The 11,976-nt window shown below is 54.5% G+C and carries 11 protein-coding genes; all 11 read right to left on the reverse strand.

Going from position 1 to position 11,976, the window contains the following annotated elements; genetic code table 11:
- Positions 1-10: 10 nt before the first annotated feature.
- Positions 11-595: an NUDIX hydrolase gene (locus tag RMR24_RS10725; protein ID WP_310615081.1), complete on the reverse strand. Its 585-nt coding sequence runs from the start codon at positions 593-595 to the stop codon at positions 11-13.
- A 48-nt stretch (positions 596-643) separates the two neighbouring features.
- Complete coding sequence (gene nuoN, locus RMR24_RS10730; protein ID WP_310615070.1) at positions 644-2,131, reverse strand: NADH-quinone oxidoreductase subunit NuoN; 1,488 nt, start codon at positions 2,129-2,131, stop codon at positions 644-646.
- Between the two features lie 14 nt (positions 2,132-2,145).
- Entirely contained in the window at positions 2,146-3,624 is a 1,479-nt protein-coding gene (locus RMR24_RS10735) for an NADH-quinone oxidoreductase subunit M (RefSeq protein ID WP_310615071.1), read from the reverse strand.
- 12 nt (positions 3,625-3,636) lie between these two features.
- Positions 3,637-5,676 (reverse strand): NADH-quinone oxidoreductase subunit L, encoded by a 2,040-nt coding sequence (gene nuoL / locus RMR24_RS10740; protein WP_310615072.1) that lies wholly within the window; start codon positions 5,674-5,676, stop codon positions 3,637-3,639.
- A 6-nt stretch (positions 5,677-5,682) separates the two neighbouring features.
- Positions 5,683-5,991: an NADH-quinone oxidoreductase subunit NuoK gene (nuoK, locus tag RMR24_RS10745; RefSeq protein ID WP_104799163.1), complete on the reverse strand. Its 309-nt coding sequence runs from the start codon at positions 5,989-5,991 to the stop codon at positions 5,683-5,685.
- Positions 5,988-6,743: an NADH-quinone oxidoreductase subunit J gene (locus RMR24_RS10750; RefSeq protein WP_310615082.1), complete on the reverse strand. Its 756-nt coding sequence runs from the start codon at positions 6,741-6,743 to the stop codon at positions 5,988-5,990. Before RMR24_RS10750 ends, nuoK begins: the two co-directional genes overlap by 4 nt.
- Positions 6,744-6,754: 11 nt before the next feature.
- On the reverse strand, positions 6,755-7,267 hold the full coding sequence (gene nuoI, locus RMR24_RS10755) for an NADH-quinone oxidoreductase subunit NuoI (RefSeq protein ID WP_310615073.1): 513 nt from the start codon (positions 7,265-7,267) through the stop codon (positions 6,755-6,757).
- A 3-nt stretch (positions 7,268-7,270) separates the two neighbouring features.
- Positions 7,271-8,353 carry an NADH-quinone oxidoreductase subunit NuoH gene (gene nuoH / locus RMR24_RS10760; protein ID WP_310615074.1) on the reverse strand — a complete coding sequence of 361 codons (1,083 nt, stop codon included), beginning with the start codon at positions 8,351-8,353 and terminating at the stop codon, positions 7,271-7,273.
- Positions 8,353-10,476, reverse strand: a complete 2,124-nt coding sequence (gene nuoG / locus RMR24_RS10765) for an NADH-quinone oxidoreductase subunit NuoG (protein ID WP_310615075.1) — start codon at positions 10,474-10,476, stop codon at positions 8,353-8,355. Before nuoG ends, nuoH begins: the two co-directional genes overlap by 1 nt.
- Positions 10,477-10,490: 14 nt before the next feature.
- Complete coding sequence (nuoF, locus tag RMR24_RS10770) at positions 10,491-11,846, reverse strand: NADH-quinone oxidoreductase subunit NuoF (RefSeq protein ID WP_310615076.1); 1,356 nt, start codon at positions 11,844-11,846, stop codon at positions 10,491-10,493.
- A 2-nt stretch (positions 11,847-11,848) separates the two neighbouring features.
- Positions 11,849-11,976 (reverse strand): NAD(P)H-dependent oxidoreductase subunit E (locus tag RMR24_RS10775; protein ID WP_310615083.1); only part of this gene is annotated, 128 nt, incomplete at its 5' end.

Below are 11,976 nucleotides of genomic sequence, written 5' to 3' on the forward strand. Positions count from 1 at the left end.
GTTGCCACAGTCATATGCTCTGCCAATGCAGGGGCCATGCACCGCTGAGGTGATTTTGAAGCCAAAGCAAACCCGTCAAGGTTTTGGCATCGGTCAGCTGGCCATCGCGCGACCATGCCAACAGCTCATCCATACTGGCATCAAACACATCAAGGAATTCACCGTCGTCTAACTGGCGCTCGCCTTGGGTCAGGCCACGCGCGAACCAAATGTCGATGAACTCGGTGGAGTAGCTGATGACAGGGTGCAACACCCCAGCATGCGCCCACTCCGCCGCGCGATACCCTGTTTCTTCGAGCAGCTCGCGCTGGGCACACACCAAGCGGTCCTCACCAGGGTCAAGCTTGCCCGCAGGAAACTCAATCATCACCTGTTGCACGGGGTAGCGGTATTGACGCTCCATCACCAAACGACCATCGTCGCGCATGGCGATGATCATCACCGCACCGGGGTGGATGACAAACTCACGCGTCGCAGTGTCGCCGCTTGGCAAACGCACCGTGTCGCGAAAGGCATGCAGAAAATGGCCCTTGAGCAACTCGACGTGGTCAAGGGTATGTTCGATCAAATGGTTGTCAGCGCTGGGTTTCATCATCATGAAAAAAGCCAGCTCGAGAGCTGGCTTTTTGAAAGTTGCAAATGCTTAGGTACCCAAGGTACGCACGATGGCGTTGGCACACAAGGCCATCAAGCCACCGGGCAAGATGCCCAAGATCAAAATCAATGCACCGTTGATGGTCAGCACCACACGCACATCGCTGCCAGCTGACACGGTGGTCGCCGTGAGCGGTGCATCAAAGTACATGACCTTGACGATGCGCAAGTAGTAGAACGCACCAATCAGCGACATCATGACAGCGAATACCGCCAAGACGATGGCACCCGTTTGACCAGAAGCGATCAAGGCTTGCAACACCGACAACTTGGCATAAAAGCCAACCAGCGGAGGCACACCAGCCAACGAGAACATACAAGCGGCCATCACACCTGCGTAGAGGGGGCTGCGCTGGTTCAAGCCTGCGAGGTCAGAAATCTCTTCACTCTCAAAGCCTTCGCGGGCCAACAACAAGATGATGCCGAAGGTGGCCAAGGTCGTCAGCACATAGGTGATGACGTAGAACATAGCTGAGCTATAAGCGTTGGCGGCAGCAGCGGTGTTGCCGTTAACCACACCAGACATCAAGCCGATTAATACAAAGCCCATTTGCGCAATGGTCGAAAACGCCAACATGCGCTTGAGGTTGGTTTGTGCCACAGCGGCCAAGTTACCAATCAGCAAGGATGAGATGGCCAAGACCATCAACATTTGCTGCCAGTCCACAGCCAAGGGCAACAAGCCCTCCACCAACAAACGGATGGTCATGGCAAATGCAGCCAACTTAGGTGCGCCACCAATCATCAAGGTGATGGCAGTTGGGGCACCGTGGTAAACGTCAGGAATCCACATGTGGAAAGGCACCACGCCGAATTTGAATGCCAAACCGCACACCACAAAGACCAAACCCAACACCAACACTTGGTGCTTGATTTGGCCCGAGGCCACAGCCTTGAACACGGTAGTGATGTCGAGCGAACCTGTCGCGCCGTACAACATGGATAAGCCATAAAGCAAGAAGCCGCTGGCCATCGCACCCAACACAAAGTATTTCATCGCAGCCTCACTGGCCAAAGCGCTGTCGCGGCGCAAGGCCACCATGGCGTAGCTGGACAAGGTCAGCAACTCCAAGCCGAGGTACAACACCAGGAAGTTGTTGCCCGAGATCATGACGAACATGCCCAGCAAAGCGAACAACCCCAAGGTGAACAACTCGCCACCGCGCAGCATGTCGCGCTCAGCAGCGTAAGGGCGGCCATAAACCAAAGTGACCATCACAGCCAAAGCTGCAAAGCACTTGAGCCAGCTGCCCATCGGGTCAGATACCACCATGTTGCCAAAGCTATAAACCGTTTGGCCTTGTGTGGCGGCCACAGCCTCCAAGTACGCCACAGCACCGATGGTGATGAGCGACAAGGCATAAGTGGCGGTGCGACGTGGGGACTTGACGAACAAGTCCACCATCGCAATCACGATGGCCATTACAGCCAACAAGATTTCGGGATAAACCGCAGCGATGCTCAGTTTTTCAAACATTTTTCAATCCCTCTTTATTGGGGCAACTTGGAAATGGCCACGTGCTTGAGCAATTCAGCCACGGACACATCCATCACGTCAGTGAATGGCTTGGGGAAGATACCCATGGCCAACACGGCGATTGCCAACAAGGCCAACATCACAAACTCACGGCTGTTGATGTCGGTCAATTCTTTGACGTGGTCATTGGCCACTGGGCCCAGATACACGCGCTTGATCATCCACAAGGTGTAAGCCGCACCAAAGATCAAGGCAGACGCAGAAGCAAAGCCAACCCAGAAGTTGTATTTGATGGCACCCAAGATAACCATCCACTCACCCACGAAACCTGCCGTACCGGGCAAGCCGCAATTGGCCATACCGAACAACAAGGCAAACGCAGCAAACTTAGGCATGGTGTTGACCACGCCGCCGTAGCTGGCGATTTCGCGAGAGTGCATGCGGTCATACAACACGCCGATAGACAAGAACATGGCAGCAGACACAAAGCCGTGGGCAATCATTTGCACCAAAGCACCCGACACACCGATGTCATTGAAGATGAAGAAGCCCAAAGTCACGAAGCCCATGTGCGCCACCGATGAATAAGCCACCAGTTTCTTCATGTCTTCTTGCACCATGGCCACCAAGCCCACGTAGACCACAGCCACAAGTGACAAAGCGATCATGAGCCATGCGTATTCGTGCGCCGCATCGGGAGCGATGGGCATTGAAAAACGCAAGAAACCATAAGCGCCCAGCTTCAACATGATCGCGGCCAACACGGCCGAACCACCCGTAGGCGCTTCCACGTGCACGTCTGGCAACCAAGTGTGCACCGGCCACATGGGCACCTTCACAGCGAAGGCGGCAAAGAAGGCAAAGAACAACAAAGTTTGTGCAGACATGGGCAATGGCAGTTTGTGCCACACCGCCAAATCAAAGCTACCACCCGATTGCGTGTAGAGGTAGATCAAGGCGATCAACATCAACAATGAACCCAGCAAGGTGTACAAGAAGAACTTGAACGCCGCGTAGATTTTGTTAGGGCCACCCCACACACCAATGATCAAGTACATCGGGATCAAGGTAGCTTCAAAGAACACATAAAACAGCATGCCGTCGGCTGCGCAAAACACGCCGATCATCAAACCGCTCAAGATCAAGAACGCACCCATGTATTGGTTCACGCGCTCGGTGATCACTTCCCAACCGGCGATCACAACGATCACGTTGATGAAAGCGGTCAACAAGACAAACCACATCGACAAGCCGTCCACACCGAGGTGGTAGAACACATTGAAGCGCTCAATCCACATCGACTTTTCAACAAATTGCAAAGCGGCTGTGCTGTTGTCGAAACCGCTGAACAACGGCAAAGTCACAGCCAAACTGACCACAGAACCAATCAACGCGATCCAGCGAACGACCTTGGCGTGTTCGTCACGCCCGAAGGCGAGCAAGATGACACCAAACAGAATTGGCGTCCAAATGGCAAGGCTCAATAAACCCATTTTTTATTCTCCTTATTTGAGCCAGACGAACCACGTCATCAGCAAGAACACGCCCAAGATCATGACCAAAGCGTAGTGGTAGAGGTAGCCGGTTTGCAACTGACGTGTCAGCGAAGACACCCAACCCACCAACTTCCAAGAAGCGTTCACCACACCACCTTCGATGATGGCTTGGTCGCCGCCCTTCCACAAACCCGTACCCAAAGCGCGAGCGCCGCGAGCCAAGACGTTTTCGTTGAACCAGTCCAAGTAGTACTTGTTCTCGAACAAGACATAGATCGGGTGGCACACACGTTTGATCGCCGCAGGCACTGCTGGGTTGATCATGTACATGTAGTAAGACGATGCAACACCGGCCACAGCCAACCAGAACGGCGCAGTGCTCAAAGCGTGCAAGGCCATCGCGACAGCGCCGTGGTACTCGTGCGCCAACTCGTGCATCACCGGGTGCTTATCGGCGTTGATGAAGATGGCATCGCTGAAGAACTCACCGTACAACAGTGGGTCAATCGTGTAGAAACCAATCAGCACCGACGGGATGGCCAGCAAGACCAAAGGCACAGTCACCACCCATGGGGACTCGTGTGGTCCGTGGTCATGGCCGTGATCGTCATGACCATGATGGTCATCGTGCGCATGATGGTCGTCGTGGTGGGCGTCTGGGTTTTGGTCGTAACGTTCTTCGCCGTGGAACACGAGGAAGTACATGCGGAACGAGTAGAACGCTGTCACGAACACGCCAGCTAACACAGCGAAGTGGGCAAAGCCTGCACCAGGCAAGGTGCTTTCAGCCACAGCTTCGATGATGCTGTCTTTGGAATAGAAGCCAGAGAAGAACGGTGTGCCAATCAAAGCCAGCGAGCCTAACAACGACGTGATCCACGTGATAGGCATGTACTTGCGCACGCCACCCATCCAACGGATGTCTTGGTTGTGATGCATACCCATGATGACGGAACCGGCACCCAAGAACAGCAAAGCTTTGAAGAACGCATGGGTCATCAAGTGGAACACGGCCACTGAATAGGCAGACGCGCCCAAAGCCACGGTCATGTAGCCAAGCTGCGACAGTGTGGAATAAGCCACCACGCGCTTGATGTCGTTTTGAATCAGACCCAAGAAGCCCATGAACAAGGCTGTGATGGCACCGATCACCAAGATGAAGTTCAGCGCAGTGTCTGACAACTCAAAGAAAGGCGACATACGGGTGACCATGAAGATACCGGCTGTCACCATGGTCGCGGCATGAATCAAGGCAGAGATGGGTGTTGGGCCTTCCATGGAGTCAGGCAGCCACACGTGCAGCGGGAACTGAGCTGACTTGCCCATCGCACCGATGAACAAGCAGATACAAATCACGGTCACCAACATCCAGTCGGTACCAGGGAATGTGAGCGCGCCCAACTCAGCAGCTTTGGCGAATGCTTCCGTGTAGTTCAAGGTGCCGCCGTAAGCAGCGATCAAACCAATACCCAAGATGAAGCCGAAGTCACCCACGCGGTTGACCAAGAAGGCCTTCATGTTCGCGAAGATCGCTGTAGGTTTGTTGAACCAAAAACCGATCAACAAATAAGACACCAAACCCACTGCTTCCCATCCAAAAAACAGCTGGAGCATGTTGTTGCTCATGACGAGCATCAGCATGGAGAAGGTGAACAAAGAGATGTACGAGAAGAAGCGGTTGTAGCCTTCGTCTTCTTGCATGTAGCCAATGGTGTAGAGGTGAACCATCAATGACACAAAGGTCACGACGCACATCATCATGGCGGTGAGGCCATCGACCATGAAGCCGATTTCCATTTTCAAATCGCCCACCACCATCCAGGTGTAGAGGGTTTCGTTGAAACGTGCGCCGTCCATGGCCACGCTTTGCAGCGTCATGGCAGACAACACGAAGGCGATGAACACGCCCAAGATGGTGAGCGTGTGGGTCAAGCCGCGGCCAATTTTGTTACCGCCAAAGCGCGTACCAAAAATACCAGCCAAAGCCGAGCCCACCAGCGGTGCCATGGGCACTGCCAACAATGTAGAAGCTTGCAGGGTTTGTGACATGGTGAATTAACCCTTGAGCGTGTTGAGTTCATCCACGTTGATGCTGGACTTGTTGCGGAACAACTGCACCAGAATCGCCAAACCGATGGCAGATTCAGCAGCCGCCACCGTCAAGATGAAGAAAACAAAAATTTGGCCGTTCAAGTCACCCAAGTAGTGTGAGAACGCCACGAAGTTCATGTTGACAGCGAGCAACATCAATTCAATCGCCATCAACAAGACGATCAAGTTTTTGCGGTTCAAAAAGATGCCGATCACGGAGAGTGCGAACAAAATTGCTCCCAGCGTGAGGTAATGGCCTAGGGTGATGCTCATGCTTTTGTCTCCTCTGCGGCGGGGGCTGCTGGTGCGGGCTTAACCGCATCCATCTTCACCAGCGACACACGGTCACGGGCCTTGACGCGAACTTGGTCGCCCGCATTTTGGAATTTACTGTCTTTGCGTGCGCGCAAAGTCAAAGCGATGGCAGCAATCAAGGCCACCAACAAAATCAACGCCGCTACTTGCACGGGGTACAGGTACTCGGTGTAGAGCAAGATGCCCAAGGCTTTGGTGTTGGAGACTTGTGCCACCACCACATGGCCCACATCAGAGGCAGGCGCTGAGGTCAGTGCAGCAGAAGCAACATCCAAAGCAGCAGAGGCTGCGTCCACGGGTGCCACAGCAGACACTGCCGCAGGCGAAATAACCTGTGCGGCCAGTTGCTGTCGTGGCTCGCTGATACGGAAACCACCCAACAACACCGCTGCCAATTCGAGCGCAATCACCGCACCCACAGTGGCTGCGAGTGGGAAGTGCTTCCAAAAGCCTTGGCGAATACTGTCAATGTTGATGTCAAGCATCATCACCACAAACAAGAACAAGACCATCACTGCGCCCACGTACACGAGCACGAGAGCGATGGAGAGGAATTCTGCTTTGAGCAGCATCCAAATGCCCGAGGCTTGGAAGAATGCCAAGACCAAGTAGAGCGCGGCATGCACAGGGTTACGCGCCGTGATGACACGGAATGACGCAAACAGCATGACAGCTGAAAATGCGTAAAAAAGAGCCGATTGAACGTCCATCATGAAATCTTTCAACGGTATTTGGCGTCAGCTGCTTTGTTGGCAGCAATTTCGGGTTCGTAGCGGTCGCCCACTGCCAACAACATTTCTTTGGTGAAGTACAGGTCACCGCGTTTTTCGCCGTGGTATTCAAAGATGTGTGTTTCAACGATTGAATCAACGGGGCAGCTTTCTTCGCAAAAACCGCAAAAAATGCACTTGGTCAAGTCGATGTCGTAGCGTGTGGTGCGTCGGCTGCCGTCTGCACGTTGGTCTGACTCAATGGTGATTGCCATTGCTGGACACACGGCTTCACAGAGTTTGCAAGCAATGCAACGCTCTTCGCCGTTTTCGTAACGACGCAAAGCATGCAGGCCGCGGAAGCGAGGTGACAAAGGTGTCTTCTCTTCCGGAAACTGAATCGTGATGCTGCGAGAAAACATGTATTTGCCGGTGAGGGCCATGCCTTTGAACAGCTCGATCAACAAGAAGCTCGACAAAAAGTCGCGCCACGAGAAGGGAACGGAATGTGTAGTTGTTGTCATGACTTAATTCCAGATATTCCAAGGTGTTTGGATCCAAATACCCACCACCAACAACCAGATCAGGGTGAGCGGAATGAAAATCTTCCAACCCAAACGCATGATCTGGTCATAGCGATAGCGTGGGAAAGTGGCACGCACCCACAAGAACATGGTCACGACCACGAAGGTCTTAAGCCCGAGCCAAATCCAGCCAGGAATCATGTTGAACAGTGCGTTGTCGAAGGGTGACAACCAGCCGCCCAAGAACATCACCACGGTCAACATCGAGACCAAGATCATGTTCGCGTATTCAGCCAAGAAAAACATGGCGAAGGACATGCCCGAGTATTCGATCATGTGGCCAGCCACAATTTCAGATTCACCTTCCACCACGTCGAACGGGTGACGGTTGGTTTCAGCCAAACCAGAGATGAAGTAAATGATGAACACGGGGAACAAAGGTAACCAGTTCCAAGACAAGATGCCCAGGCCCTTGTCAGCCATCATGCCTTTGGCTTGACCCATGACGATGTCGGTCATGTTCAAGCTGTTGGAGATCATCAAGACGATCACAAAGCAAAAGCCCATGGCGATTTCGTAGCTCACCATTTGCGCCGATGCACGCATGGCGCCAATGAACGCGTACTTGGAGTTGGATGCCCAACCCGCGATGATCACACCGTACACCTCAAGCGACGTGATCGCCATCAAGAACAGCAAACCCGCATTGACGTTGGCCAAAGCCACATCAGGGCCAAAAGGAATCACAGCCCATGCAGCCAAGGCTGGCATGATGGTCATGATTGGACCCAAGAAGAACAAGCTGGTGGTCGCTTGGGTTGGGATGATGATTTCTTTGGTGAGCAACTTCAGCGCGTCAGCGATGGGTTGTAACAAACCACCAGGGCCTGTGCGGTTTGGACCCTTACGGATTTGGGTGTAACCAATGGCTTTGCGTTCCCACAAAGTCAGGTAAGCCACGCAACCGAGCAAAGGCAACAGCACCGCCACGATCTTGAGCAAAGCCCACAGCACAGGCCAAGCCAGTGTGGTCCACCACACATCGGACAGCAAGCCAAAGCCTGCGTTGTAAATGTTGTCAACCATCACAGACCTCCTTGCGACTGGGCCGCAACCGCAGGTTGCTTCGCATCAGCGGTAAGTTGCAGCGATGGTGCGCGACGCACCAAGCTGTCGAGTTGGTAAATCGCCGCACAGGCAGGCTGACCTTCTGCTGGGCTCACGTCCACGCTCGCAGAGCATGCGTTAGACAGCAAGGCTTGCATATCCGCGGGGATCGCTTGGGCACGTACTTCGTCGATGGTCTCGAAGTCGAAACCAGGCACGTGGAGCATGGTGCCCAACACGCGCAAGACTTTCCATGCAGGACGTGTCTCACCCAAAGGCTTGACCACGCCATGGAAGCTTTGTGAGCGACCTTCGGTGTTGATGAATGTGCCAGCAGTTTCAGTGAAGGGCGAGATGGGCAGCAGCACATCGCTGATGTCCATGTTGGCCTTGAAAGGAGACAAGGTGACCACCATGTCGGCTTGGCCGATGGCTTGTGCTCCAGCAGCGCCCTTGGCAGCGTCGAAAGCGGGCTCGGTGTTGAGCAAGACCACCGCCTTCAAACCACCTGCCAACATTTGGCCAGCAGTTTGACCGCCCGCTTTTGGCAAGGCCCCCACCACTTGAGCGCCCACCGTATTGGCGGCTTCGCCGAGGTAACCCACGGTCGCACCAGTTTGTGCGCCAATCCAGTTGGCCAAGCTCAGCAAGCTGGACGCTTTGGCATGATGCGCCGCTGCGTTGCCCAACAAAATGGCTTTGCGCTCACCGCCTGTCAATGACTTGGCAATGGCTTGTGCTTCAGCGTTGTTGGCGTTGCCAGCCACTGGTGCAGCCGCTCCGGTGATGGCACCCACGGCCGCCGCGATGTCGGCCAAAGCTTGCACCCAGTTGGCAGGATCTGCCACCAAGGTGTTGGCCACAGGCATGGCCCAGTCGTAGGCTTGTTCGTTCAGTGCATTGACCTTGCCGCCGTTGCGCACTGCTTGACGCAGACGTTGGGCCAACAAAGGTTGGTCTTTGCGGATGTTTGAGCCAATCACCAATGCACGTTGCAGTGAGGTGAGAGAAGCCACAGACGTCCCCAACCAACGCACTTTGCCGTCGGTTTGGAAATCAGCAGCGCGCAGACGTGTGTCGATGTTTTGGCTACCCAAGCCGCGCGTCAGCGCTGCAGCCAAGTACAACTCTTCAGCCGTGCTGTGTGGGCTGGCCAAAGTGCCGATGGCTTGTGGGCCGTGCTGGGCTTTGACACCTTGTAAGCCGTTGGCCACGTACTCGAGGGCAGTTTGCCAATCGACTTCTTTCCACTCGCCGCCTTGCTTGAGCATCGGCTTGGTCAAGCGATCTGCGCTGTCCAAAGCTTCGTAGCTGAAACGGTCGCGGTCAGCAATCCAGCATTCGTTGACGTCTTCGTTTTCTAAAGGCACCACGCGCATGACTTTGTTGTTCTTGACTTGAACCACCAAGTTAGCACCCGTCGCATCATGCGGGCTGACCGACTTGCGACGGCTCAATTCCCAGGTACGTGCGCTGTAGCGGAATGGCTTGCTGGTCAACGCGCCCACGGGGCAGATGTCAATCATGTTGCCTGACAACTCAGAGTCCACCGATTGACCCACGAAGGTTTCAATCTCAGCGTGCTCACCACGGTGGGACATGCCCAATTCCATAATGCCGGCGACTTCTTGGCCAAAGCGCACGCAGCGTGTGCATTGGATACAACGGCTCATCTCTTGCATGCTCACCAAAGGACCCACATCCTTCGGGTGTACCACACGCTTTTCTTCTTCGTAGCGTGAGGTAGATCCGCCGTAGCCCACCGCCAAATCTTGCAACTGGCACTCACCGCCTTGGTCGCAAATTGGGCAATCCAACGGGTGGTTAATGAGCAAAAACTCCATCACCGACTGTTGAGCCTTGATGGCGCGTTCGCTCTTGGTGCGAACAATCATGCCTTGCGTCACAGGCGTGGCGCAGGCAGGCATGGGTTTAGGGGCCTTTTCTACATCGACCAAGCACATGCGGCAGTTGGCTGCGATGCTGAGTTTCTTGTGGTAGCAGAAATGCGGAATGTAGGTGCCGGCCTTTTCAGCTGCGTGCATGATCATGCAGCCTTCTTGGACGTCAATTTTTTTACCGTCGAGTTCGATTTCAATCATGGCACTTATCCGTGTCAAACGTAGGCAGCGACCGTACAGGTCTTGTGCGTGATGTGGTGTTCAAACTCATGGCGGAAGTGCTTGATCATGCCGCGCACGGGCATGGCTGCTGCGTCTCCGAGGGCGCAAATGGTGCGGCCCATGATGTTTTCCGCCACGTTGTCGAGCAAAGCCAAGTCGCTTTCGCGGCCCTCACCACGCTCAATGCGATCAACCATGCGCCACAACCAACCTGTGCCTTCACGGCAAGGTGTGCATTGGCCGCATGACTCGTGCATGTAGAAGTAGCTCAAGCGCAGCAGGCTCTTGACCATGCAGCGTGAGTCGTCCAACACGATCACCGCACCTGAACCCAACATTGAACCGCCGTCTTTGGCGATGCTGTCGTAGTCCATGGTGAGCTTCATCATCAAGTCGCCAGGAACAACTGGCGAAGAAGAACCGCCAGGAATCACTGCCTTGAGCGTGCGCCCTTTGCGAACACCACCGGCCAACTCCAACAACTTGGAAAACGGTGTACCCATGGGCACTTCGTAGTTGCCAGGACGCTCCACGTCGCCGCTGACCGAGAAGATCTTGGTGCCACCGTTGTTGGGCTTGCCACATTCGAGGTAAGCCTGACCACCGTTGTTGATGATCCAAGGCACCGCTGCGAATGTTTCGGTGTTGTTGATGGTGGTGGGCTTGCCGTACAAACCAAAGCTCGCTGGGAACGGTGGCTTAAAACGGGGTTGACCTTTTTTGCCTTCGAGCGACTCGAGCAAAGCTGTTTCTTCGCCGCAGATGTAGGCGCCAAAACCGTGGGCCGCGTGCAACTGGAAGCTGAACGTGGAGCCCAAGATGTTGTCACCCAAAAAGCCAGCTGCGCGGGCTTCTTCAAGGGCAGCTTCAAAACGTTCGTAGGTTTGGAAGATTTCACCGTGGATGTAGTTGTAGCCCACGCTGATGCCCATGGCAAAAGCAGCGATAGCCATACCTTCAATCACGATGTGAGGGTTGTGTTGCAAGATCTCGCGGTCTTTGCAAGTACCGGGCTCGCCCTCGTCGGAGTTACAGACCAAGTACTTTTGACCTGGGAACTGGCGGGGCATGAAGCTCCACTTCAAACCGGTGGGGAAGCCAGCGCCGCCGCGACCACGCAGGCCAGATTCTTTGACGGTGGCGATGACTTCATCTTGTGTCATGCCGGTGGTCAAGATCTTGCGCAGGGCTTGGTAGCCGCCACGTGCGACATAGTCTTGCAACGACCAGTTGTTGCCGTTTAAACCCGCCAAAATTTGTGGGCCGATGTGGCGGTCGTGGAAACATGTTTCCACCGCAGTCGTTTGGAATTGAGAGAGAACTTGTAAAGCTTGGCTAGAGGTCGTCATGCTTATTCCTTCACAGCACGCAAGCCTGCGACCATTTGGTCGATCTTGTCGTCGCTCATGTAGCTGCACATGGTGCGGTCGTTGACCAACAACACAGGCGCATCGGCGCAAGCGCCCATGCATTCGCCGG

This window comes from Limnohabitans sp. (assembly GCF_031539105.1).
GTDB lineage: Bacteria > Pseudomonadota > Gammaproteobacteria > Burkholderiales > Burkholderiaceae_C > Limnohabitans.

Bases quoted from the DNA above. Each gene is read 5' to 3' on its own strand.
- RMR24_RS10725 (WP_310615081.1), bottom strand. From the start codon at position 595: ATGATGAAACCCAGCGCTGACAACCATTTGATCGAACATACCCTTGAC.
- nuoN (WP_310615070.1), bottom strand. From the start codon at position 2,131: ATGTTTGAAAAACTGAGCATCGCTGCGGTTTATCCCGAAATCTTGTTG.
- RMR24_RS10735 (WP_310615071.1), bottom strand. From the start codon at position 3,624: ATGGGTTTATTGAGCCTTGCCATTTGGACGCCAATTCTGTTTGGTGTC.
- nuoL (WP_310615072.1), bottom strand. From the start codon at position 5,676: ATGTCACAAACCCTGCAAGCTTCTACATTGTTGGCAGTGCCCATGGCA.
- nuoK (WP_104799163.1), bottom strand. From the start codon at position 5,991: ATGAGCATCACCCTAGGCCATTACCTCACGCTGGGAGCAATTTTGTTC.
- RMR24_RS10750 (WP_310615082.1), bottom strand. From the start codon at position 6,743: ATGGACGTTCAATCGGCTCTTTTTTACGCATTTTCAGCTGTCATGCTG.
- nuoI (WP_310615073.1), bottom strand. From the start codon at position 7,267: ATGACAACAACTACACATTCCGTTCCCTTCTCGTGGCGCGACTTTTTG.
- nuoH (WP_310615074.1), bottom strand. From the start codon at position 8,353: ATGGTTGACAACATTTACAACGCAGGCTTTGGCTTGCTGTCCGATGTG.
- nuoG (WP_310615075.1), bottom strand. From the start codon at position 10,476: ATGATTGAAATCGAACTCGACGGTAAAAAAATTGACGTCCAAGAAGGC.
- nuoF (WP_310615076.1), bottom strand. From the start codon at position 11,846: ATGACGACCTCTAGCCAAGCTTTACAAGTTCTCTCTCAATTCCAAACG.